This is a genomic window from Novosphingobium lentum NBRC 107847 (assembly GCF_001590965.1).
Classification (GTDB): Bacteria; Pseudomonadota; Alphaproteobacteria; order Sphingomonadales; family Sphingomonadaceae; genus Novosphingobium; species Novosphingobium lentum.
The window spans coordinates 128,775-150,534 of the sequence record NZ_BCTW01000002.1; the positions used below are offsets into that span (position 1 = coordinate 128,775).

Here is a 21,760-nt window from a genome sequence, read left to right on the forward strand (position 1 = left end):
TTGTTGCCAGATCGCCGCCCTAGCAGAGGAATTTCGGGAGGAGACACTGTTTTTCAGCGCCCGGTGTTCCTATAACGGTCTGCATGACAAAATTGGGCGGGCGTATCACGCGCATCGGATGGGCCATGGCCGGTAAACGCAGTCCCTGGGGTACACCCGGTGGCGATGGCGAACCCGAGGGTGCCGACCCGTCGGCCGGCGACAGCGCAGGCGAGGGCACTCCGCCGAACAAGCCACGCGCCGGTGCTCCCAAAGGCGACGGCCCCAAGGGTGATGGGCCCAAGGGTGATGGGCCGCGCAATCCGTGGTTGCCGCCGGGCGATGCCGAACCGCCGCGACGCTCGGCCAGCATCGAGGACATCTTCCGCGCCCGGACGAACAAGGGCGGCGGTCCCGGTGGCGGCGGCGGCATGCCACGCCTGCCGCGCCTGCCCGATGGTCGCAGCTGGCTGCCGATCGCCATCGCGGTGCTGGTCGTGCTGTGGCTGGGCAGTTCGATGGTCCACCGCATCGCCCCGCAGGAAAAGGGCGTGGTCACCACGCTGGGCAAGTTCTCGAGCGTGCTCAGCCCGGGCACCTCGCTGACGCTGCCGTGGCCGATCCAGAACGTGGCGATCAAGGACGTCACCTCGATCCGCCGCGATTCGATGCCCGATGGTGAGGGCGAGCGGCTGATGCTGACCGCCGACCAGAACCTGATCGACTTGTCCTATCTCGTTCGCTGGAACATCAAGGACATCAAGCTATACTCGTTCCAGCTGGCCGAACCCGACGCCACGGTGAAGGAAGTGGCCGAGGCGGCGATGCGCCAGTCGATTGCCGAGGCGACGCTCAACGATGCCATGGGCAGCGGCCGCGCGCTGATCGAACAGAACGTGCGCGAGCGGATGCAGCGCATCCTCGATGCTTATCGTTCGGGCGTGAAGATCCAGGGCGTGGAAATCAAGAAGACCGATCCGCCGACCAAGGTGGTCGATGCGTTCAAGGACGTGCTCGCCGCGCAGCAGGATGCGCAAAGCCGCGTCAACCAGGCCGAAGCCTGGGCGCAGCAGCTGACCGCGCGCGCGCAGGGCGATGCCGCCGCGTTCGACAAAGTCTATGAGCAGTACAAGCTCGCGCCCGAAGTCACCCGCCGCCGGATGTATTACGAGACCATGGAACGCGTGCTGAGCCAGACCGACAAGGTGATCATCGAAACGCCCGGCGGGGTCACCCCGTACCTGCCGCTGCCCCAGATCAAGGCGGCGCCGCAACCGGCATCGTCTGCGGCACCGGGTGAGGAGCGTTGACCATGGAACAGTTCTGGGAAGAACAGAAAGCCGCGATCATCGCCGTGGTCATCGCCATCGTCGCGCTGGCCAGCTGCCTCGTCGTCGTGCCCGAAACCAGCCAGGCAGTGATTGTCCGGCTGGGCGATCCGGTGCGCGTGGTCAACCGCTTCCGCCCCAATGCCGATTTCGGCCAGACCGGCGCGGGGCTGGTGCTGCGCATCCCGTTCTTCGAGCAGGTCGTGTGGGTGGACAAGCGCGTGCTCGATGTCGACATGGAGCGCCAGCAGGTGACCTCGCTCGACCAGCGGCGGCTCGAGGTGGACGCCTACGCCCGGTTCCGCATCATCGATCCGGTCAAGATGTATGAAACCGCCGGCACCACCGATCGCGTGTCGGAGCAGCTGCAGCCGATCCTCAACTCGGTGCTGCGCCAGGAATTGGGCAAGCGCACGTTCGGGGCGCTGCTCACCGCCGATCGCGGCATGGCGATGGCCAACATCCGCACCAACCTTGATCGCGAGGCGCGCGAATACGGCGCGCAAGTGATCGACGTGCGGATCAAGCGCGCCGACCTGCCCGATGGCACCCCGTTGGAAAGCGCGTTTGCCCGCATGTCGAGCGCGCGCAACCAGGAAGCGACCACGATCCGCGCGCAAGGCGAGAAAAGCGCCCAGATCATCCGCGCGCAGGCCGAGGCGGACGCGTCCAAGACCTATGCCGCCAGCTTTGGCAAGGATGCGCAGTTCTACGACTTCTACCGCGCGATGCAGAGCTATGACGCGACGTTTGCCAAAGGCACCGCCAACACCCAGATCGTGCTGTCGCCCGACAACGAATATCTGCGCCAGTTCCGGGGGAAATGAGCCGGTACGAACCGCTGTCATTCAAATTCCGTTCATGCGACGAAGCGTGAATCACGCATCCGCCGGGGCGGCGGAAATCGCCGCAAACGTGTGCTGCAAAGAGGACTGAACAACGTGCGATATGCTTATGGAGTAACGTCGGCGCTGCTGCTGGCCGGAAGCGCGCTCACCCTCGTGACCGGACTTCCCGCCGGGGCCCAGGTGGCGCAGAATGATCAGTCGCAGATACAGAACGTCGTCCCGCGCGCCGGCGCGCCCGCCAGCTTTGCCGACCTGACCCAGCAGTTGCAGCCCGCCGTGGTCAACATCTCCACCCGCCAGCGCGTGAAGGTGCCGACCAACCCGTTCGCGGGCACCCCGTTCGGCGATCTGTTTGGCGGACAGGGCGGAGGCGCGCCGCAAGGCGGAGGCGGATCGACCACGCGCGAAGCACAGTCGCTGGGATCGGGGTTCATCATCTCGGCCGACGGCTATGTCGTGACCAACAACCACGTCATCACCGCCGATGGGCAGGGCGAGGTCGAATCGATCTCGATCACCATGCCCGATGGCACCGAATATCCGGCCAAGCTGGTCGGGCGCGACGCCGCGTCGGATCTGGCCGTGCTCAAGATCACCGCGTCCAAGCCGTTCCCGTTCGTGAAATTCGGCGATTCGCACAAGGCGCGCGTGGGTGACTGGGTGATCGCCATCGGCAACCCGTTCGGTCTGGGCGGCACCGTCACGCAAGGGATCATCTCTGCCGTGTATCGCAACACCGGCACCGGCAGCGCCTATGACCGTTACCTGCAGACCGACGCCTCGATCAACCGCGGCAACTCGGGCGGGCCGATGTTCGACATGGCGGGCAACGTCATCGGCATCAACAACGCGATCTTCTCGCCCACCGGCGGCAGCGTGGGCATCGGCTTTGCCATCCCTGCGGAAATCGCGGCCCCGATCGTGGAAAAGCTGCGCAACGGCCAGGCGATCGAGCGCGGCTATCTCGGCGTGCGGATTTCGTCGCTGAGCGAAGACCTTGCCGCATCGCTGGGCATCCCAAAGAACCGTGGCGAATTCATCCAGGGCGTCGAACCCGCGCAAGGCGCGGCCAAGGCCGGGCTGCAGGCGGGCGACGTGGTGCTGAAGGTGGATGGCAAGGACGTCACTCCCGAACAGACGTTGTCGTTCATCGTCGCCAACACCGCGCCGGGCAAGCGCATCCCGATCGACCTGATCCGCAACGGCCAGCACCTCACGGTCAACGCCGTGGTCGGCAAGCGCCCGAGCGAGGAGGAACTGGCCAAGCAGACCTTCGATCCCGACGCGCAACAGGATCCCGACAGCTTCGGCAAAGGGGACAGCCAGCAGGCGCAGGGCGGCAGTGCGATCGAGAAGTCGCTCGGCATGGCGGTGATCCCGCTGACAGCGCAGATCGCGCGGCAGCTGGGTGCGGCGGACGGCACCAACGGCGTGGTGGTGACGGCGGTGGACGATTCGTCCGATGCCAGCGCCAAGGGCCTGCAGCGTGGCGACATCGTGCTGTCGGCCAACAACCGCCCGGTGGCATCGCCCGCCGATCTCGATGCGGCGATCCGCACCGCGCGGACCGACGGGCGCGGTGCGGTGCTGCTGCGGGTGCAGCGGCGCGGCCAGCCGGCCGTCTACATCCCGGTACGCTTGCGCTAAGCTGAAACAGGTCGGGGCTCACATCCCCAAACAGAAACCGCGCCGGATCGCTCCGGCGCGGTGTTGTTTTGCCTGTGCTGCGCTGTATTGCGCGCGCGGTCAGTAGGTGGCGGGCGGATCACTGGCGGGGAAACTTTCATCCATCGCCTGGTCTACCTTGTCCCAGCCCGGCGGGTTGGAGCGCATGCCCTCTACCCCGGCGGTGCGCACTTGCGAAAAGTTGCTGCCCGCGTGTTCGCCGGGCGCAAACGCCGACGGTGCGGTTTCGGCATTGCGGTTCTGTACCGCACGGTAGATGGCGTAGCCGGCCGCGCCAACGGCGGCCCATTGAAGCAGACCCATGGTTCGTCTCCTGATTGCACGGGCTCATCGCCCGCTCGACAGGTTCAACGAACGAATGCCGAAAAGGTTCGCCGGTCTGTTCAGCGAGATGGGAGCAGCGACACCAGCCCGCTGCTCCAGGCTTACTGCTCGATCAACCCATCCTGCTGCGGCGGCGCGGCCGGGCGCTGGCCGGTAGCCGGTGGGGCCGCGTTCTGGCGGCCGCGCGGCGGCGTGGTTCCGGGCGGCGCGCCGTTCTGGCGCCCGGTCGCCCGGTCGAGGAAATCGTCGTTGGCCGCAGGCGGAGGTCCAGCCGGAACCAGCCCGCCGCCTTCGTCCACCGGCGCACCGTTGCCGGGCCGCGCCGGTTCATCGACATGCTTGGGATCGATCAGGTTGCCCTGCTCGTCGACATAGACGTAGTTGCCCGGCGGCCCCATCATCGCCTCGTTGTCGGGCTCGAGCTGCCAGCTGGGCAGCGTCACTTCGGTATCGAACTTCTGGATCGGGCGCTTGGCCGTGGCGAAGCGCATGTACAGCGCGAACGCGCGCGCCGGGGCGGTGCCGCCCTGCAGGCCCGGAACGGTCTTGGCATCGTCGCGGCCCATCCACACGCCGGTGGTAATCCCGCTCGAAAAGCCGAGGAACCAGCCGTCCTTGTTCGAGCTGGTGGTGCCGGTCTTGCCCGCCACCGGCCGCCCGATCTGCGCGGCGCGTCCGGTGCCGATGTTGACCGCGGTCTGCAGCAAATCGGTGATTTCGGCCGCGACGTAGCTGGGCACGAGGTTCTGTGGCGGATCAACCTTGTGCTCATACAGCACCTGGCCATCGGTGGTCGTCACCTTGCGGATGCCGAACGGGGTGATCGCGCTGCCGCCGGCCTGCACCCCGGCGAACGCGCGCACCATGTCGATCACGCGCACGTCGGACGTGCCCAGCACCATCGACGGCAGCGTGTTGATCGGCGTGGTGATGCCGAACCGCCGCGCCATGCCCGCCACCGACGCAAAGCCGACTTCGTTGCCGAGTTGCGCCGCGACGGTGTTCTTGGAATAGGCAAACGCGGTGCGCACGTCGATCGGCCCGGCATACGTGCCGCCCGAATTGCGCGGCGTCCAGCCGTCGATCGTCACCGGTTCATCGACCACGCGATCGCCCGGCTTGTAGCCCGCTTCCAGCGCGGCGAGATAGACGAACAGCTTCCATGCCGATCCCGGCTGGCGCACCGCGTCGGTGGCGCGGTTGTAGTTCGATGTCACGTAATCGGTGCCGCCGACCATCGCCAGCACCGCGCCGTCGCGATCGAGGCTGACCATCGCACCTTGCGCGCCGGTGGGCACGTTGGCCTGGATCGCGGTGGTCGCCGCGCGCTGCATGCCCAGGTCGAGCGTGGTCCACACCTCGATCGGCTGGTCGTTTTCGGGCAACAGGATATCGAGCTGCGGCAGCGCCCAATCGGTGAAGTACCGCGCCGAGTTCTGGCCTTCCTCCGCCGCCAGCTTGACCGCCTTGAGATCGACCCCGGCCGCCTCGCTGGCGGTGATCGCACCGGCCGACTGCATCACGCCCAGCACGACTTTCGCGCGATCGACCGCCGCCTGCTGGTCGGCGGTGGGCGAATACCGCGACGGCGCCTTGACCAGCCCGGCGATGATCGCGGCTTCGGGCAGGGCGATCCCCTCTGCCGGATGACCGAAGAACTTGCGGCTGGCCGAATCGATGCCGTAGGCGCCGCCGCCGAAATAGACCTTGTTGAGATACAGCTCGAGGATCTGGTGCTTGCTGAACTTCTGCTCCAGCGCCAGCGCCAGCACGATCTCACGCACCTTGCGGTCGAAGGTTTTGGAATTGTTGAGGAAGATGTTGCGCGCCAGCTGCTGCGTAATGGTCGAGCCGCCCTGTCGCCAGTGCCCGCTTTCCACGCGCACCCACACCGAACGCGCGATGCCCAGCGGATCGACGCCCCAGTGTTCGTTGAAGCGCCGGTCCTCGACCGAGACCATCGCGGCCTTCATCACTTGGGGGATCTGCGCATAGGGCACCCATTTGCCGTAGCTGGGACCGAGCGTCTCGATCTCGGTGCCATCGGCGGCGCGCACCACGATCATCTGGCCGGTCTGGGTCGACTTCAGCTTTTCATAGCTCGGGAGCGACCGTTCGGTCATCGCCACCGCCACACCCATGATCGCGGCGAACAGCAGCACGCCACCAATGCCCCAGACGAACGCACGCTTGACCCAGCGGCCCAGTGCCGACGGTGCTGACGCCGAAGCTTTAGGCGCGGGCGTGGGCCGTCCCCGTTGAGGGCGGCGCGGATCGTCCCGTCTGGCCATACGTGGTGTTTCTGATCCCTCGCGGACGGAACGCCCGAATTTCGCCCTCATGCATAGGCGATTTGTAACGCAGGGTTAATCGGAAGTTGCGAACCGCCCCGGCAGCGGCGGCCGCGTGCTGCATTTCAGATCTGTTGTCTGCCTGCGTCAGTCCTTTGGCTTGAACTCCAGCGAGGCGCTGTTCATGCAGTAGCGCAAGCCTTCGGGGCCGGGACCATCGGGAAACACATGGCCCAGATGGCCTTCGCACCCGGCGCAGCGCACTTCGGTGCGGACCATGCCGTGCGCCATGTCGCGATGTTCGTCGACCGCATCGGCAGCGACCGGGGCGGTAAAGCTGGGCCAGCCCGACCCGCTGTCATATTTTTTCTCGGACGTGAACAGCGGCGCGCCGCAGCCGGCGCAGACATACTCGCCCGCCGCCTTGTTCTTCTCGTATGCGCCGGTGAACGCGCGCTCGGTCCCCGCCCGACGCAGCACCTGGTACTGTTCGGGCGTCAGGCGTTCGCGCCATTCGGCATCGGTCAGCGCAATCTTGTCGGGCATCGAAATTCTCCTTTACGCCGAAGACAGGGCACACCGAAAAAACGGGGCACGCCGGAATATGGGTGCGGGACGGTCGGATTTCCAGCGCCGGTCGTTGCTGCGTTGCGATTGCCCGCGCGACGTCAATAGTGCGACTTGGGATCGGGCCGGGCCAGATCGTAGCAATGCGCGATGTCGTATTTCTCGATCGCGCCGCCATCGCCGCCGGCCTTGTCGGTCTGGGCAAAAGCTTCGGCCAGCAGCGCATCGTGTGCCTGGCCCAGCGCGCGGTCCGCCTCCTCGCCGCTTTTGCCGCCGGCCACCAGCGCTTCGTGCTCGCGCGCGGTCAGCACCGAGGCCAGCGTCCTGAGGTCCTGCGCCGCCGGGGTCAGGCCTTCGCTGGCATGGAGTTGTTCATAGGCGACCTGCAGGATCGCGGAACACTGCAGCAGATCGGGCCGCACCAGCGGCGCCACTTCCTTGTCGAGCCGGGCAAGGCAGGGCTTCACCACGTTCGACAGTTCGGTTGCCGGATCGCCGATCGCGGCGGCCTGCTGCTGCATTTCGGCCACGTTGCGCACGAGGATATCGCGCACCGCCTCTTTCGACAGCCCGGCCTCGTCCTCCACCCGCGCGCTGACGCGGACGAAGTATTCCTTCCCGCGATAGCCGAGCGGGGCATAAGCCAGCGCATCCTGCACCCCACGCTGCTGTTCCGACGCGACGATGGCAAACGCGGCGGCGCAGCGCAGGTCTGCGGTGTGCCCTTCGGTCAGCCGGGACAGATCGGGGGCGGCGGTTTGGGGCGCCGTCGCGGCATTGGCCGAAGCAGACCAGCCGGCAGAGGTGAGGGCGAACGCGGCCAGCGCAGAAACATATCGCATCGCGCCGCTATAGGCCGCAGCGTGCCGGTGGTCATGCGCAAAAAAAGAGGACCGCGACAGGGGTTCACATCCCGTCGCGGTCCTTCGAAGGTGCGCGCACCCGCCTGAAGCGGGGGGCTGGTGGATGCACGCGCTGGAGCAGGTTCAGCTGGCGCCGTTGCACTGGGTGAGATCTGCGGCCGCCAGATCGCCCTGCGGCGTGGCGAAGCGCGAGACCGGGCCCAGCTTGCGGACAAGCCGCGCGCAGACGTTGGCGGTGCGCGAACCATCGCGCGGGGCGATGCATTCGGTGCCGCTGCAGTTCCACATCACCCCGTCGACGATGACGTGCTGCGGCGCGGACACCGGCTTGACCAGCGCGGCGGTGTAGAACGTGGGCGTGGCGGCGTGGGCCGTGCCGGTGATCGCGCCGAAGCTGCCGACCGTGCCGATCAGGGCAAGCGCGGCAAACATCAGCTGGCGGGCGGGCGCGGATTGCTGGAAACGAGTCATGAGTATTCCCCTTTGATCGAGCAACCGAAATGCGGGGTCTGGAGAGGGTGCGGATTTCAGTTGCGAATCACTACCTATCAAACTAGGTTGTAAGTTGCAACTAGAAACTTAAATAGCGGTGTGTGATAGCCGCGAGATGGGATACGCAAGAGACTCCATGGAAAAGCTGCGCGAACCCCTTGCCGATCTTGTCCAGTGCGGGCTGCCCGTGGCGCTGGAAGCGATGGGCGAAAAGTGGTCGTTCATGATCCTGCGCGCCGCATTCAACGGCATCCGGCATTTCGAGGATTTCCTCGACGCGCTGGGCATCGCCCGCAACATCCTGTCCAACCGCCTGTCGCGGCTGGTCGAAGCCGGCATCCTCAAGCGGGAGCACTGCTGCGACGATCGCCGCCGCATCGAATATCGCCTGACGCCGAAAGGGTTCGACCTGCTGCCGGCGATGCTCGCGCTGCGCCAGTGGGGCGAAAAATGGGAACTGGGCGTGCCGGCCAACCCGGTGCTGTGCGATGAACGCGACGGCGCGCCGATCGCGCCGATCACCATTCGCGCGGCAGACGACCGGGTGCTGGGACCGCAAGATTTGCGCTGGCGCGAACGGGTCGAGTTGGAAGCGGACAAGGCAACAGGCCCGGCAACGGTGCGGGATCTGGCCGGCACCGCTCACTGAGCCCTGGCTTTGCGCGCTCGGCGCGCAGCAACGACACCAGAAACTGACAAAATTGGTCCGAAGCCGGGGCTGGAATTCCGGCTCCGGACCAGGTTCGACCGGGACTTACCGGCCGGGACGACGCGTGGTGCCCGCCGAAGCGACCGCGACACGCGCCGATGACAGGGCCTTGCCGTAGCAGCGGCTCGCGGCGGCCTGGTCGGCGATGGACGTCACGCCCTCGTCGGTGCGGCACACCAGCGCGGCGGCGGCGCGGAGCCGGCCATCGAGGCGGGCTTGGCCGGCCGAGGTCGACAGGTCGAGGTCGCGATAGGAAACGGCGCGGGTCTGGGCAAAAGCCGGCTGCGCGGCGAGGGACAGGCCAACGAGGCCGGTTGCGAAGATGAGCTTGGCGTTCATGGCGATTTCCTTGGGTTCGTTTCGCAGAAGGGATCAAATCAGGGTCTGCGGCGGTGTGCGGGTTTCGGGGGGTTTCGATCACCGCCGCATGCCAGTTTGATACGCCTCGCCCGCCGCTCCCGCGCGCCGGGATCGACCGGCAAGCCCGGATGACCGACCAGCCGCCAGGCACCACGACGAAGCGCTCATCCCGTCCGCCGAACGACATGCGGCAAGGATTCATCGCGACTGACAACCGGCGAAGTGCAGCCTATCGTGACAGTCAGATGGCGATTCTCATCACTTTCCTGCTGGGAATCGGCAACTTTGCCCTGCACCGGGCGGTCATGGACAGCCGCCACCCTCTGCTGGGCCGCGTGCCGTGGTTCTATCACCATCTTGGCGGCCATTTCAGCCTGGCGGTGGAGTTCCTGATGCTGCTGGCGACGCTGCTGTTCGCGGCGCAGAGCATCGTGTGGGCGCCGATCTGCTATGTCGTCTATTCGATGCTCAACAGCTTCTCGGCGTGGCTGATTCTGTCGGGACGCGTGTGATCGGGCAACTGACGGGGCGACCCGCGCGGGGAACCGTCACCCGATCCACGCTTTGAGCGCGGATGGACGATGGACAGACATGGCTGGTGGTCAATGCGGCCAGCGGCAGCAACACCCCCGAAGCGCTGGCGAATTTGACCTCGGCGTTGCGCGCGATCGATCGCGCGCCCGGCCGGGTGATCCGTTTCCCCGACGAAGCCCTGCCCGACCCGGCCAAATTGCGCGCGCATGGTGTGGGCACGGTCGCGGTATTTGCCGGCGACGGCACGATCAATGCGCTGGTCACCGGCCTCTATGGCTGGGATGGCGCGGTGCTGGTGCTGCCCGGCGGCACGATGAACCTGCTGGCGCTGCGGTTGCACGGCGATGCCGACGCTGAGGCCATCGTCGCGCGCGTCGGCGCGGCGCCGGTCCGGCGCAAACGCATCAGCGTGATCCGCTCGGCCCACGGCGATGCGCTGGGCGGCCTGCTGCTGGGCCCCGGCACAGCGTGGAACGATGTGCGCGAGGCGTTGCGATCGGCGGACATCCGCGGCGTGGCGGAACACACCGCCGCCGCGATCGGCCAGTCGACCACGGGGCCGATGGTGGTGTGTTCCGCCCCGCCGCTGGGGCGGCCCGAGGGCTATCCGCTGGTCAACCTGACCCCCACGGCCGAGGGCATCCGCGTCGAGGCCTATTACGCCGCTTCCATCGCCGATTATGCCCGGCAAGGTCTGGCGTTGCTGCGGCGCAGCTTTCGCGATGGGCCGCACGATGACCTGGAGTTGCACCGCGAGCTCGAATTGTCGTGCCTGTACGGCGCGCCGATCGAATTGCTGGTCGATGGCGAACCGGCGGAAGGCACCACCCGCGAAACCTTCATGCTGGCGCAGTGTGAGGTCGATCTGATAGCGACGCGCCATGCCGACTGATCCGCCCGCACCAACCGTCACCCGCATCTTCCATCTCAGCGATATTCATTTCGGGCTGCAGGACCAGCGCGCGCTCGACTGGGTGGCAGAACGCATCGTCGCCGAACAGCCGGACGCGGTGGCGATCACCGGCGACCTGACAATGCGCGCGCGGCATCGCGAATTTACCGCCGCGTGCGAATGGATCCTGGGGCTGGAATTGCCGGTGACGGTCGAAGTGGGCAATCACGACCTGCCCTACTTCAATCTGGCCGAGCGCTTTCTCGATCCCTACCGCCGGTTCCGCGGGATCGAGGCGCTGGTCGAGCGCGAGATCGACATGCCGGGCGTTGCCATCGTCCCGCTCAAGACCACCGCGCGCGCGCAGTGGCGTTTGAACTGGTCGAAGGGCTGGGTCACCCCGGCTGCGCTCGACAAGACACTGGCGGCCATCGACGCGCTGCCATCCGGCACCCGTGCGCTGGTGACGGTGCACCATCCGCTGGTCGAGGCCGGGACGAAAGGCAACGCGCTGACGCGGGGCGGGGAAAAGGCGCTGGCCGAACTGGCGCGGCGCAACGTGCTGGCGGTGTTGTCCGGCCATGTCCACGATCCGTTCGACATCACGCACCAGACCGCGAACGGCCCGGTGCGGATGATCGGCGCGGGCACCTTGTCACAGCGCGTGCGATCGACCCCGCCCAGCTTCAACGAGCTGACGCTGAGCCGCGACATGGTGACGGTGCGCGTGCGCAACCTGGAGCATGTCACCACGCACGACATGCAGATCGACGATATTCCTGCCAACGCCAAGCCGCCGCGCCTCGAAGGCGAGCCGGTCGCGCCGGTAGGCGCCGTGCCCGAGGTCGATCCGCCGGTGTACTGAATCTGGCGGGTCTAACCGGTCCGCTCGTGTCGAGCGAAGTCGAGACACGTCAGGCAACAGATGAGCGGGAACGGGTTGGGGCATCTGTCGATCAGTTCTCGCGAACCACCGCCGTTCCGGCACCAGCCGCCCCAACGCCAAACCCCTACTTGTCCTTCATCACCCACACCCCGTCCCACTCACCCACCGGGGGCGCCGCCTGCAGCACGCGGCAGCGGTCGATGTAGGTGTGCGACAGGGTGTCTGCTGGATTGAGCGCAAGGCACTTTTCGAAACGCGCGATCGCCGCATCCCATTTGGCGGCACGATAGGCGGCGATGCCGTCGCCGAAATGGCCGACCACTTCGCCCAGGTTGGGGAACGAGGCGGCATCGTGGTAATCGAGCAGCTCGAACACCCGCACCGGCTGGGTCTTGCCCTTGACCACCACCAGATCGATGTCGCGCAGGCGGTAAGTCCCACGCAGCTTGTTCACCGTGGATTCGCTGGCGAGGATCCGCGCCGAATAGGCCTTGCACGCGCTTTCGAGACGGGAGGCGAGGTTCACCCCGTCACCGATCACGGTATAGTCCATGCGCTTGGGGCTGCCGATGTTGCCCGACACCACCATATCGGTGTTGAGTCCCACGCCCATGTCCACCGTCTTCAACCCGCGCGCGCGACGCCCGACGTTCCATTCCCACAGCTCGCGGATCATCGAAACGGCCGCGCGCGCCGCGCGATCGGGATCGTCGTCGTGCGCCATCGGCAGGCCGAAGCAGGCCATGATCGCATCGCCGATGAACTTGTCGAGCATCCCGCCTTCGCGGGTGATGCAGTCCACCATCATCGTGAAGTAGTCGTTGAGGAACGAGACGGTGCCTTGCGCGCCGTATTCCTCGGTAATGGTAGTGAACCCGCGCACGTCGGTGAACATGATCGTCGCCTCGGCGCTGACCCCGCCGAGCAGATCGAGCGCGTCGACGTCGAGCATCTGCGCCGCGATCACCGGGTCCATGTAGCGCGACATCGTCGATTTCATGCGCTTTTCGATGCTGATATCCTCGAACATCAGCATCGATCCCAGGTCCTTGTCGCCTTCGGCAGCGAGCAGGGGCATGAACGCGAGGTTCACCGATTTCTCCACCCCGCCCAGCGTGACTTTGGCATCGGGGATGAGATCGCTGGCGTGGCTGGCCTGAACCGCGGCAATGCGGTCCATCACCCAGGCGCTGTCCTCGCCCAGCAGATCGGCCAGCAGACGTCCGGACAACGCATCGGCATCGCATTCCCAGATCCGCGCGGCGGCGGCGTTGCAGGTCACGATCGCGCCCGCCGGATCGAGCGTGAGCACGCCGTTCGACATGCTTTGCAGCATGCTCTCGTTGTAGTTCTTGACCCGCTGGACGTCGTCGAACAGCTTGGAATTCTCCAGCGCGATGGCGATTTGCGCGGTGAATGCCTTCAGCCGCTGCTCGTCCTCGTCGGTGAAGATGCCGCCGATCTTGTTGAGCACCTGGGTCACGCCGATGACCGTGCCGGACTTGTTCACGATCGGCACGCACAGGATCGATCGGGTGAAGAACCCGGTCTGCTTGTCGAACGCCGGATTGAACCGCAAGTCGGCGTAAGCATACGGGATGTTCATGCTCGCGCCCGAGGTGAACACCGTGCCCGCGATCCCGGCGTGCGACGGGATGCGGATTTCGGCGATGTCGCCACCCGCCGTCACGCGTGAAAACAGCGTGTCGGTCACGGTATCGTGCAGGAAGATCGTGGCGCGTTCGGCGCTGAGCATCTGCGTCGTCTCGCGCACCACGCGCCCCAGCAGGCGCGACAGGTCGAACTCCGAATTGATGTCGGACACCAGTTCGAGGAACGACATCTCCTTCAGCCGGATGCGGTCGATCTGTTCGACATATTGCAGGCTGCGCAGCACGATCGCCGCCTGGCTGGTCATTTCGGCGAGCAGGCTGAGGTCGTCCTCGGAAAATTCGCCATCGATCTTGTTGAGGCACTGCATCACGCCGATGCTTTCGCCCGCCATCGTGCGCACGGGCACGCACACGATGTTGCGCGTGCGATAGCCGGTGCGCTGGTCGACCGAACTGTTGAAGCGCGGATCGGAATAAGGATCGTCGCTGAGCACCCATTCGCCGGTCTGGAACACGTGGCCCGCGATGCCGGTGGAATTGAGGATGCGGATCTCGCGGTTGAGGCCGCCTTGCGCCACGCGCGAATAAAGTTCGCCGCGCGCATCGTCGTTGAGGAACAGAGTGCCGCGCTCGCACGCCAGTTCGCGCGTGGTCAGCTCGACCAGCTGGTTCAGCACGCCGTCGAGGTTGCCGATCGCGGCGCAGCGTTGCGATACTTCCAGCAACACGTGCGCCCGCCGCAACGCCGCATCCTTGCGCATACGGCGGATCCGGGCCGGTGAAATTCCGGCATCGGCGAGCGAGGTGACGATGCTCATGCGCGGGCTCCGGCAGCCGCGGCAAGCACGGTGCGATCGTCGATCTGCGTGCGCAGCGCCTGGACCTGCTGCTGCAGCGTCGCGCGTTCGGCGGCGAACTGCGATTCGGCGCGGACCATGGCGCGCTCGGCTTCGGCGCGCACCCGTTCGAGTTCGCCGCGCAACTGGCCGATCGCATCGCGCAATTGCGCCGCTTCGGCCGCCCCCGTCGCGCGCGCAACCTGCCCAGCCGCCTCCGCCTCGATCTCGCGCCGCTCCATTTCCTCGCGCATGGCGTGCACCGTCGCGCGCATCTGGGCCACTTCGTCGGAAGCATCCGCCCGCGCGCGCTGCACCGCCGCCAGGCTGGCCGCTTCGTGCCGTTCAAGGTCCTGCCGCAGTTGGGCGATGGTGGCCTGCAGTTGCAGGTTCTGCGCGCGCAAGTCGGACACCATGCGCACGTCGGGTCGTCCATCCAAATCCGAAGCGGCTGCGGAATCGTGTCCGTCCGCGCCGCGCATTACCGTCGCCATGCCTGTCTGCCCCCAAGCGCTGTCCAAGTCTGTGCCGCAACCCCGCCCGCCCCGGCGGTGGGTCATCGTATCGTTCTGTCGGTAAGCGAACCCCGACTGCAAACTTTGCCTGCCCGGCAGCATTTGTCCAGTGCATGAACCATTTAACGCAAACGCCGCGATCCGTTGTGCGGCGCATCACGGCGCGGCCCAGCTGCGGCAAGGGCGTTGCACCCGCGCAGCAAAAAGGGCCGGCGATCGCTCGCCGGCCCCTCTGGCCATCCCCGCGAGGGGACGAATGGGTTGGTAAATCTTAGCGCTTCGAGAACTGGAAGCTCTTGCGCGCCTTGGCCTTGCCGTACTTCTTGCGCTCGACCACGCGGCTGTCGCGGGTGAGGAAGCCGGCGGTCTTGACCGCAAGCCGCAAGGCAGGCTCGAACTTCGACAGCGCCTGCGCGATGCCGTGCTTGACCGCGCCGGCCTGGCCCGAAAGCCCGCCGCCCTTGACGGTGCACATGACATCGTACTGGCCCGAACGATCGGCCACGTCGAACGGCTGGTTGATCACCAGACGCAGCGTGGGACGGGCGAAGTACACTTCCTGATCGCGGCCGTTGACGGTGATCTTGCCCGAACCGGGCTTGATCCACACGCGCGCCACGGCATCCTTGCGGCGGCCGGTAGCATAAGCGCGGCCTTGCGCATCGATTTCCTGATCGCGCAGCGGCGCCAGCGGACCACCGCGCGGCGGCGGAGGAGGAGCGGCATCTTCGCCGAAACCGGCATCGCCGAGGGTGGGCGAATCGGTGGACGAAGCAGCGGCGGTCGCAGCGGCAACCGGCTCGGCGCTGGTCAGCGCCTTGAGATCGGCCAGGCTCGACACGGTTTCGGTGGCGTTAGGGGTATCGGACATCACGCACCCACCTTGTTCTTGCGGTTGAGTGAAGCAACGTCGAGCGAAACGGGCTGGTTGCCCGCATGCGGATGCTCGTCGCCGGCGTAAAGGTGCAGCGCGCGCATCTGCGCACGGCCGAGCGGTCCACGCGGGATCATGCGCTCAACCGCCTTTTCAAGCACGCGTTCGGGGAAGCGGCCATCCAGCACCTTGGCTGCGGTCACTTCCTTGATGCCGCCGGCATAACCGGTGTGCTTGTAATAGATCTTCTGCTTGAGCTTGTTGCCCGTCAGCCGCACCTTGCCGGCGTTGATCACGACAACGTGATCGCCGCAATCGACGTGGGGGGTGAAGCTGGGCTTGTGCTTGCCGCGCAGGCGGTTGGCGATGATGACGGCGAGCCGGCCGACCACCAGGCCATCGGCATCGATCAGATGCCAGTTCTTTTCCACCTCGGCCGGTTTGATCGACCGGGTGACCTTGCTGAGAGCCTTCATGGCTGGGTCTGTTCCCTGATTGGTGCGACGCAAGTCTCGCGAAAATGCGAACCCCGTGGCGCGGAAGCGGCGTCTCTGTTCGAATTGGGCCGATAAGTCAAGCAATCCGCCACTTTGCGAAGAGGTAACATAATACCTTGATGGTTGCGGTGCGCTTCGGAACACCTTCCGCGCAAGGTATCGGGGTGTCGTGGAGATATGAAAACTGGATGCGCCTACCCGTCCCGATCAGATGGGGTGCGCAGTCCTTCGAGCCTGCGCGCCCTGCCCGTGTGCGCCCCACGTCGTTGCGGCGACGAGCAGTGCGCCGACCAGCTGGTGCAGCACCGCCAGCGGCAGCGCCACTCCGCTGTAGACCGTCGCCACGCCGAGCAGCACTTGCGTCCCGAACGCCACGTGGATCGCGACCGAGGCCGACCGCTCGCTGCGACGCACCTTGCGCGCCAGCACGATCAGCGCGGCGACCACAGCCCAGGCCCACCAGCGATGGAGGAAGTGGACCAGCAGCGGATCGCCGGTGAACGCATGGAGCATACCTTGGCGCCAGTCGATGCCGTCGGGAACGAACGCGCCCTGCATCAGCGGCCACGCAGTCCAGTTGAACCAGCCGCCGCCCGCCACCGTCCCGGCGCGCATTCCGGCCACGAACGCGCCGAGCAGCAGTTGGACGAACAGCATCGCCAGCACCAGCGCCGCGAACGGCGTCAGCGGCGCCCGCGCCTCGCCCCGGGCCAGCGCGCGCAAATCGAGCGCGGTCCAGACCAGCCCCGCCAGCGTGAACAGCGCGGTCAGCAGGTGTGCCGCCAGCCGCAAGTGGCTGACCTTGATGTCATGCACGATGCCCGACTTGACCATCCACCAGCCGATCGCGCCCTGCAGCCCGACCAGCGCGATCAGCGCCAGCAGGCGCGGCTTGTAGCCCGGCGGGATGCGCCCGCGCACCCAGAACAGCGCGGTCACCGCGATCAGCACCGTGCCGATGGCGCGCGCCAGCAGGCGGTGGACCCATTCCCAGAAGAAGATCGTCTTGTACGTCGCCAGCGTCATCCCTGCCGGGCCGTTGACCAGCTGGAACTGCGGGGTCTGGCGATAGGCGTCGAATTCAGCCTGCCACTGCGCGGCGGACAATGGCGGCAATGTGCCCGAGACGACGTTCCATTCGGTGATCGACACGCCCGATTCGGTCAGCCGGGTGATCCCACCGACGACGACGATCCCGGCGACCAGCGCGGCGACCAGCAGCAGCCAGCGCGCCAGCGCAAGCGGGGCCGCACCGCGCCCTGCGGCAGCGCGCGAAACCGTCGATGCGGAAGGGGCAACAGCGTCCATCGGCTTGAGCCTGTGCGTCTGCGTCCCGCCCAGTGCAAGTGCAAATCGGGCGCGGATCGTGGCGCAAACGGCAACGGTTGCGCGATGATACAACATTACATATATATCCGCCACGATGACCGATGTCCCCACCGCCTCCAATTCCCGGCTCGACCGGCTCGGCGTGCTCCTTTCGGGGTTGTGCGCGGTGCATTGCGTGGCGGGACTCGGGCTGGTCGGCCTGCTCGGCGTGGGGGGCGGCGTGCTGCTCAATCCGGCGATTCACCGCATCGGCCTGGCGCTGGCGATCTGCGTCGGCGCGGCGACGATCGGCATGGCGGCCTTGCGCCACGGCCACAAGCTGCCGCTGGCGATCGGCAGCGTCGGCCTGGCGTTGATGGCCACGGCGGTGATCACCGGCCACGGGTCGGCCGAAGCGCTGCTGACCATCACCGGCGTCGCCTGCGTGGCCACCGCACACGTCATCAACATCCGCCGCGGCGCCTGCTGAAACGACGCGCACTCTTGCGCAACGGACGTTGCGTTGCGCGCCTCTCCCGTTAAGACGCAGGCCATGGCCAGCTCCCCCCACCCGCAGACCCTGTCGCTTACCGTCAACGGCGAGCAACGCCGCGCCGATCCCGGCACCATCGCCGATCTGGTGCGCAGCCTCGATCTGGAACCGACCAAGGTCGCGGTGGAACGCAACGGCGAGATCGTGCCCCGCTCCACGCTGGGCAACGTGATGCTGGCCGATGGCGACGTGCTGGAAATCGTCCATTTCGTGGGCGGCGGACAGGGCGCCATCGACGTCGCGACCGACGACGATTCGTGGGAGGTCGCCGGGCGCCGCTTCACCTCGCGGCTGATCGTGGGCACCGGCAAGTACAAGGATTTCGCGCAGAACGCCGCCGCCGTCGCCGCATCGGGCGCCGAGATCGTCACCGTGGCGGTGCGCCGGGTCAACATCTCGGACCCCAAGGCGCCGATGCTGACCGACTTCATCGACCCCAAGAAGATCACCTACCTGCCCAACACCGCCGGCTGCTTCGATGCTGACAGCGCGATCCGCACGCTGCGGCTGGCGCGCGAGGCAGGCGGCTGGGATCTGGTCAAGCTGGAAGTGCTGGGCGAGGCCAAGACGCTCTACCCCGACATGCGCGAGACGCTGAAGGCGACCGAAGTGCTGGCGAAAGAAGGCTTCCTGCCGATGGTCTACTGCGCCGACGATCCGATCGCGGCGAAGCAGCTGGAGGAAGTCGGCGCGGTGGCGATCATGCCGCTGGGCGCACCGATCGGATCGGGCCTGGGCATCCAGAACCGCGTGATGATCCGCCTGATCGTGGAAGGCGCCAGCGTGCCCGTGCTGGTCGACGCCGGCGTCGGCACCGCCAGCGATGCGGCAGTGGCGATGGAACTCGGCTGCCACGGCGTGCTGATGAACACCGCCATCGCCGAGGCCAAGGACCCCGTGCGCATGGCCCGCGCGATGAAACTGGCGGTCGAAGCGGGGCGCGAGGCGTACCGCTCCGGGCGGATGGCGACGCGCAAGTACGCCGATCCGAGCAGTCCGCTGGCGGGGTTGATTTAGGGGGTAAGGCGTTTAACCAAGCCCCGCATCGAGTGCGGGGCGACGGGATGGAGGAGCAAGCCCGCCCCTCCCCCGTCGCCCCGTGCTTGACACGGGGCTTGGCTAACCCTGACCGCTATCCGCCGCGAACCACTCTTCCCACAAGTCGCGCCAGTCCGGGTTGACCGCCTCGATCAGTGCGAACTTCCAGTCGCGCTTCCATTTCTTGACCAGCTTTTCGCGCGCGATCGCGGCCTCGATTGTGTCGTGGCGCTCGGCATGGACGAGCATCGTCTTGCCGAAATCCGCCACGTGCGCGGAGCCCCTGCCCTCGCGGTGCTGGTGGACGCGGCGGATGAGATCGGACGTGACGCCGACGTATAGGCCGCCACGGTAGCGGTTGGCCATGATGTAGACCCAGCCGCCCTTTGCCATGTTACGTTTATGCGCAAGCGCTGGGTGGAAGGAAAGCCAAGCCCCGCATCAAGTGCGGGGTGACGGGGGTTGAGATGGCGAGCGCGGCGCCATGACCGCTAGCTCAGCACGCAACCCCCGCCGCCGCGAGCACCGCCAGCGTCAGCACATCGCTCGCGTTCGATGTCATCGCCGCGACCTGGACCGGCTTTTCCATGCCGATCAGCATCGGGCCGATGGTGGCGTTGCCTGCCAGTTCGCGCAGCAGCTTGGCCGAAAGGTTGGCCGATTGCAGCCCCGGCATGACCAGCACGTTGGCCGGCGCGGACAGGCGGCTGAACGGGTAGTTGGCCATGACCAGCGGGTTGAGCGCAGCGTCGGGCGCCATTTCGCCTTCGTATTCGAAGCCCGGCGGATCGGCATCGAGCAACGCCACCGCCTCGCGGATGTTGTCCAGCCACTTGCCCGACGGGTTGCCGAACGTGGAGTACGACAGGAATGCGACGCGAGGTTCGTGGCCCAGCTTCTTGGCCACTTCCGCCGTGCCGCGCGCGATGTGCGCGAGGTCCGCTGCGCTCGGGCGTTCGTTGATCGTGGTGTCGGCCAGGAACACGGTATAGTTCTTGCCGATCATCAGGTGGATGCCGAACGGCACCTTGCCCGGCGCCGGATCGAGAACCTGGCGGATTTCCTTCATGCTTTGCGCGAACGGACGCGTGATCCCGGTGATCATCGCGTCGGCCAGCCCCAGCTTGACCAGCGCGGAGGCGAACACGTTGCGGTCCTGGTTGACCATGCGGCGCACGTCGCGCTCCATGAACCCGCGCCGCTGCAGCTTGGTGTAGAGCATGTCGACCATCGCGGGCACATGCTCGCTGATCGCCGAATTCTCGATATGGTAGCTGTCGGGGTTCTCGATGCCGAGTTCGATCAGCTTGGCCTTCACCGGCTGGTCGCGCCCGACCAGGATCGGTTCGCCATAACCGCCGCTGCGGAACTGGATCGCCGCGCGCAGCACGATCTCGTTTTCCGCTTCGGCAAACACCACGCGCTTGGGGTTGAGCCGCGCCTGGGCATAGACTTGCGTGAGCACCGAGGTGGTCGGGTTGAGCCGGCTTTTGAGGCTGTGGCGGTATTCGTCGAAATCGGCGATCGGCTTTTGCGCCACGCCCGATTCCATCGCGCCCTTGGCCACGGCGGACGACACCACTTCCATCAGGCGCGGATCGAACGGCGCGGGGATGATGTAGTCGTGCCCGAACTGCATGGACTTGCCGCCATAGGCCGCGGCGACTTCCTCGGGCACCTGCTCGCGCGCCAGTTCGGCGATGGCGCGGGCGGCGGCGATCTTCATGTGATCGTTGATCGCGGTCGCCCGCACATCGAGCGCGCCGCGGAAGATGAACGGGAAGCCAAGCACGTTGTTGACCTGGTTGGGATAGTCCGACCGGCCGGTGGCGACGATGCAATCGGGGCGGATCGCCTTGGCATCGGGCGGGGTGATTTCGGGATCGGGGTTGGCCATCGCGAAGATGATCGGCTGCGGCGCCATCTTGGCCATCATCTCGGGCTTGAGCGCGCCGGCGGCGGACAGGCCCAAGAAAATGTCGGCGCCGACCAGCGCTTCTTCCAGCGTGCGCGCATCGGTATCGATCGCGTGCGCCGACTTGAACTGGTCGATCCCTGCGCGTCCGCGATAGATCACGCCCGTGCGATCGCACATGGTGACGTTGTTGTGCGCCACGCCCATCGCTTTCAGCAACGCGGTGCAGGCGATCGCCGCCGCGCCGGCACCGTTGACCACGACCTTGACCGTGGCGAAATCGCGTCCGGTCAGGAAACAGGCGTTGAGCAGCCCGGCGGCGGAAATGATCGCGGTGCCGTGCTGGTCATCGTGCATCACCGGGATCTTGAGGCGATCCTTCAGCGCCTGTTCGATCAGGAAACATTCGGGCGCCTTGATATCCTCAAGGTTGATGCCGCCGAAGCTGGGTTCCATCAGCGCGACCGCTTCGATGAACTTGTCGGGGTCTTCGGTGTCGAGCTCGATGTCGATCGAATCGACGTCGGCAAAGCGCTTGAACAGCACTGCCTTGCCTTCCATCACCGGCTTGGACGCCAGCGCACCGAGGTTGCCCATGCCGAGAATGGCGGTGCCGTTGGAGATCACCGCCACGAGGTTGCCCTTGGCGGTATAGTCGTATGCCGTCGCCGGATCGTCGGCGATGGCGCGAACGGGAACCGCGACGCCGGGCGAATAGGCCAGGCTGAGGTCGCGCTGCGTCGCCATCGGCTTGGAAGCGATGATCTCGATCTTGCCGGGGCGGCCGGTAGAATGAAAGAACAGCGCCTCGCGCTCGGTGAACCGGACGTTGCTTTCGTCTTCCATGCCGCG

General features: G+C 66.4%; 22 protein-coding genes. 9 read left to right on the forward strand and 13 right to left on the reverse strand.

What is annotated here, in order from left to right:
- Window positions 1-125 precede the first annotated feature (125 nt).
- The 3 genes from hflK (at window position 126) to NL2_RS02090 (ending at window position 3,802) form a co-directional block, all read left to right on the forward strand.
- The gene (gene hflK / locus NL2_RS02080) at window positions 126-1,289 is read left to right on the forward strand and encodes a protease modulator HflK (protein WP_068071209.1); all 1,164 of its coding nucleotides are present in this window, start codon (window positions 126-128) and stop codon (window positions 1,287-1,289) included.
- 2 nt (window positions 1,290-1,291) lie between these two features.
- Window positions 1,292-2,134, forward strand: coding sequence for a protease modulator HflC (gene hflC / locus NL2_RS02085; protein ID WP_068071211.1), 843 nt, complete (start codon window positions 1,292-1,294; stop codon window positions 2,132-2,134).
- Window positions 2,135-2,248: 114 nt separating this feature from the next.
- The gene (locus NL2_RS02090) at window positions 2,249-3,802 is read left to right on the forward strand and encodes a Do family serine endopeptidase (protein ID WP_084355793.1); all 1,554 of its coding nucleotides are present in this window, start codon (window positions 2,249-2,251) and stop codon (window positions 3,800-3,802) included.
- 99 nt (window positions 3,803-3,901) lie between these two features.
- On the opposite strand, the gene NL2_RS02095 is transcribed toward NL2_RS02090, so the two are convergent.
- From NL2_RS02095 to NL2_RS02115, 5 genes are all read right to left on the reverse strand, one after another.
- A complete protein-coding gene (locus NL2_RS02095) occupies window positions 3,902-4,144 on the reverse strand; it encodes a hypothetical protein (RefSeq protein WP_068071215.1) in 243 nt (80 codons plus the stop codon).
- 122 nt (window positions 4,145-4,266) lie between these two features.
- Window positions 4,267-6,456 (reverse strand): transglycosylase domain-containing protein, encoded by a 2,190-nt coding sequence (locus NL2_RS02100; protein WP_084355794.1) that lies wholly within the window; start codon window positions 6,454-6,456, stop codon window positions 4,267-4,269.
- Window positions 6,457-6,603: 147 nt separating this feature from the next.
- The gene (gene msrB / locus NL2_RS02105; protein ID WP_068071216.1) at window positions 6,604-7,002 is read right to left on the reverse strand and encodes a peptide-methionine (R)-S-oxide reductase MsrB; all 399 of its coding nucleotides are present in this window, start codon (window positions 7,000-7,002) and stop codon (window positions 6,604-6,606) included.
- Window positions 7,003-7,124: 122 nt separating this feature from the next.
- Window positions 7,125-7,865 carry a hypothetical protein gene (locus NL2_RS02110; RefSeq protein WP_068071217.1) on the reverse strand — a complete coding sequence of 247 codons (741 nt, stop codon included), beginning with the start codon at window positions 7,863-7,865 and terminating at the stop codon, window positions 7,125-7,127.
- Window positions 7,866-8,009: 144 nt separating this feature from the next.
- The gene (locus NL2_RS02115; RefSeq protein WP_068071219.1) at window positions 8,010-8,357 is read right to left on the reverse strand and encodes a CC_3452 family protein; all 348 of its coding nucleotides are present in this window, start codon (window positions 8,355-8,357) and stop codon (window positions 8,010-8,012) included.
- 157 nt (window positions 8,358-8,514) lie between these two features.
- Here NL2_RS02115 and NL2_RS02120 point away from each other — a divergent pair, with 157 nt between their 5' ends.
- The gene (locus tag NL2_RS02120; RefSeq protein WP_174522579.1) at window positions 8,515-9,027 is read left to right on the forward strand and encodes a winged helix-turn-helix transcriptional regulator; all 513 of its coding nucleotides are present in this window, start codon (window positions 8,515-8,517) and stop codon (window positions 9,025-9,027) included.
- A 105-nt stretch (window positions 9,028-9,132) separates the two neighbouring features.
- On the opposite strand, the gene NL2_RS02125 is transcribed toward NL2_RS02120, so the two are convergent.
- Window positions 9,133-9,426: a UrcA family protein gene (locus tag NL2_RS02125; RefSeq protein ID WP_068071221.1), complete on the reverse strand. Its 294-nt coding sequence runs from the start codon at window positions 9,424-9,426 to the stop codon at window positions 9,133-9,135.
- A gap of 149 nt (window positions 9,427-9,575) precedes the next feature.
- Between NL2_RS02125 and NL2_RS02130 the strand changes: the two genes are divergently transcribed.
- From NL2_RS02130 to NL2_RS02140, 3 genes are all read left to right on the forward strand, one after another.
- Complete coding sequence (locus NL2_RS02130; RefSeq protein WP_245647529.1) at window positions 9,576-9,959, forward strand: hypothetical protein; 384 nt, start codon at window positions 9,576-9,578, stop codon at window positions 9,957-9,959.
- Between the two features lie 62 nt (window positions 9,960-10,021).
- Window positions 10,022-10,873 carry a diacylglycerol kinase family protein gene (locus NL2_RS02135; RefSeq protein ID WP_068071223.1) on the forward strand — a complete coding sequence of 284 codons (852 nt, stop codon included), beginning with the start codon at window positions 10,022-10,024 and terminating at the stop codon, window positions 10,871-10,873.
- Entirely contained in the window at window positions 10,863-11,738 is an 876-nt protein-coding gene (locus NL2_RS02140; RefSeq protein WP_068071225.1) for a metallophosphoesterase family protein, read from the forward strand. The genes NL2_RS02135 and NL2_RS02140 overlap by 11 nt, the downstream gene beginning before the upstream one ends.
- A gap of 145 nt (window positions 11,739-11,883) precedes the next feature.
- On the opposite strand, the gene NL2_RS02145 is transcribed toward NL2_RS02140, so the two are convergent.
- The 5 genes from NL2_RS02145 to NL2_RS02165 all read right to left on the reverse strand — a co-directional run bounded on the left by NL2_RS02145 (window position 11,884) and on the right by NL2_RS02165 (window position 17,402).
- Complete coding sequence (locus NL2_RS02145; protein WP_068071227.1) at window positions 11,884-14,190, reverse strand: GAF domain-containing protein; 2,307 nt, start codon at window positions 14,188-14,190, stop codon at window positions 11,884-11,886.
- Window positions 14,187-14,702, reverse strand: coding sequence for a hypothetical protein (locus NL2_RS02150; protein ID WP_218006080.1), 516 nt, complete (start codon window positions 14,700-14,702; stop codon window positions 14,187-14,189). The genes NL2_RS02145 and NL2_RS02150 overlap by 4 nt, the downstream gene beginning before the upstream one ends.
- A 292-nt stretch (window positions 14,703-14,994) precedes the next feature.
- A complete protein-coding gene (gene rpsI, locus NL2_RS02155; protein ID WP_084355795.1) occupies window positions 14,995-15,594 on the reverse strand; it encodes a 30S ribosomal protein S9 in 600 nt (199 codons plus the stop codon).
- Window positions 15,594-16,073, reverse strand: a complete 480-nt coding sequence (gene rplM, locus NL2_RS02160) for a 50S ribosomal protein L13 (RefSeq protein WP_068071231.1) — start codon at window positions 16,071-16,073, stop codon at window positions 15,594-15,596. Before rplM ends, rpsI begins: the two co-directional genes overlap by 1 nt.
- A gap of 228 nt (window positions 16,074-16,301) precedes the next feature.
- Window positions 16,302-17,402, reverse strand: coding sequence for a COX15/CtaA family protein (locus tag NL2_RS02165; protein WP_068071486.1), 1,101 nt, complete (start codon window positions 17,400-17,402; stop codon window positions 16,302-16,304).
- A gap of 115 nt (window positions 17,403-17,517) precedes the next feature.
- Here NL2_RS02165 and NL2_RS02170 point away from each other — a divergent pair, with 115 nt between their 5' ends.
- Together NL2_RS02170 and thiS are read left to right on the forward strand one after the other, a co-directional pair.
- Complete coding sequence (locus NL2_RS02170) at window positions 17,518-17,892, forward strand: MerC domain-containing protein (protein ID WP_068071233.1); 375 nt, start codon at window positions 17,518-17,520, stop codon at window positions 17,890-17,892.
- A gap of 63 nt (window positions 17,893-17,955) precedes the next feature.
- On the forward strand, window positions 17,956-18,972 hold the full coding sequence (gene thiS / locus NL2_RS02175; RefSeq protein ID WP_084355796.1) for a sulfur carrier protein ThiS: 1,017 nt from the start codon (window positions 17,956-17,958) through the stop codon (window positions 18,970-18,972).
- Between the two features lie 102 nt (window positions 18,973-19,074).
- Here thiS and NL2_RS02180 read toward each other — a convergent pair whose 3' ends face one another.
- A complete protein-coding gene (locus NL2_RS02180) occupies window positions 19,075-19,386 on the reverse strand; it encodes a GIY-YIG nuclease family protein (protein ID WP_068071235.1) in 312 nt (103 codons plus the stop codon).
- Between the two features lie 103 nt (window positions 19,387-19,489).
- Window positions 19,490-21,754, reverse strand: coding sequence for an NADP-dependent malic enzyme (locus NL2_RS02185; protein WP_068071236.1), 2,265 nt, complete (start codon window positions 21,752-21,754; stop codon window positions 19,490-19,492).
- Between the last annotated feature and the right edge of the window lie 6 nt (window positions 21,755-21,760).

Coding starts and splice junctions, on each gene's coding strand:
- NL2_RS02110 (WP_068071217.1), bottom strand. CDS start 7,865: ATGCGATATGTTTCTGCGCTGGCCGCGTTCGCCCTCACCTCTGCCGGC.
- NL2_RS02150 (WP_218006080.1), bottom strand. CDS start 14,702: ATGGCGACGGTAATGCGCGGCGCGGACGGACACGATTCCGCAGCCGCT.
- NL2_RS02100 (WP_084355794.1), bottom strand. CDS start 6,456: ATGGCCAGACGGGACGATCCGCGCCGCCCTCAACGGGGACGGCCCACG.
- msrB (WP_068071216.1), bottom strand. CDS start 7,002: ATGCCCGACAAGATTGCGCTGACCGATGCCGAATGGCGCGAACGCCTG.
- NL2_RS02170 (WP_068071233.1), top strand. CDS start 17,518: ATGACCGATGTCCCCACCGCCTCCAATTCCCGGCTCGACCGGCTCGGC.
- rplM (WP_068071231.1), bottom strand. CDS start 16,073: ATGAAGGCTCTCAGCAAGGTCACCCGGTCGATCAAACCGGCCGAGGTG.
- NL2_RS02125 (WP_068071221.1), bottom strand. CDS start 9,426: ATGAACGCCAAGCTCATCTTCGCAACCGGCCTCGTTGGCCTGTCCCTC.
- NL2_RS02140 (WP_068071225.1), top strand. CDS start 10,863: ATGCCGACTGATCCGCCCGCACCAACCGTCACCCGCATCTTCCATCTC.
- NL2_RS02145 (WP_068071227.1), bottom strand. CDS start 14,190: ATGAGCATCGTCACCTCGCTCGCCGATGCCGGAATTTCACCGGCCCGG.
- NL2_RS02115 (WP_068071219.1), bottom strand. CDS start 8,357: ATGACTCGTTTCCAGCAATCCGCGCCCGCCCGCCAGCTGATGTTTGCC.
- hflC (WP_068071211.1), top strand. CDS start 1,292: ATGGAACAGTTCTGGGAAGAACAGAAAGCCGCGATCATCGCCGTGGTC.
- rpsI (WP_084355795.1), bottom strand. CDS start 15,594: ATGTCCGATACCCCTAACGCCACCGAAACCGTGTCGAGCCTGGCCGAT.
- thiS (WP_084355796.1), top strand. CDS start 17,956: ATGGCCAGCTCCCCCCACCCGCAGACCCTGTCGCTTACCGTCAACGGC.
- NL2_RS02165 (WP_068071486.1), bottom strand. CDS start 17,402: ATGGACGCTGTTGCCCCTTCCGCATCGACGGTTTCGCGCGCTGCCGCA.
- NL2_RS02120 (WP_174522579.1), top strand. CDS start 8,515: ATGGAAAAGCTGCGCGAACCCCTTGCCGATCTTGTCCAGTGCGGGCTG.
- NL2_RS02135 (WP_068071223.1), top strand. CDS start 10,022: ATGGACGATGGACAGACATGGCTGGTGGTCAATGCGGCCAGCGGCAGC.
- NL2_RS02095 (WP_068071215.1), bottom strand. CDS start 4,144: ATGGGTCTGCTTCAATGGGCCGCCGTTGGCGCGGCCGGCTACGCCATC.
- NL2_RS02185 (WP_068071236.1), bottom strand. CDS start 21,754: ATGGAAGACGAAAGCAACGTCCGGTTCACCGAGCGCGAGGCGCTGTTC.
- NL2_RS02130 (WP_245647529.1), top strand. CDS start 9,576: ATGACCGACCAGCCGCCAGGCACCACGACGAAGCGCTCATCCCGTCCG.
- NL2_RS02180 (WP_068071235.1), bottom strand. CDS start 19,386: ATGGCAAAGGGCGGCTGGGTCTACATCATGGCCAACCGCTACCGTGGC.
- hflK (WP_068071209.1), top strand. CDS start 126: ATGGCCGGTAAACGCAGTCCCTGGGGTACACCCGGTGGCGATGGCGAA.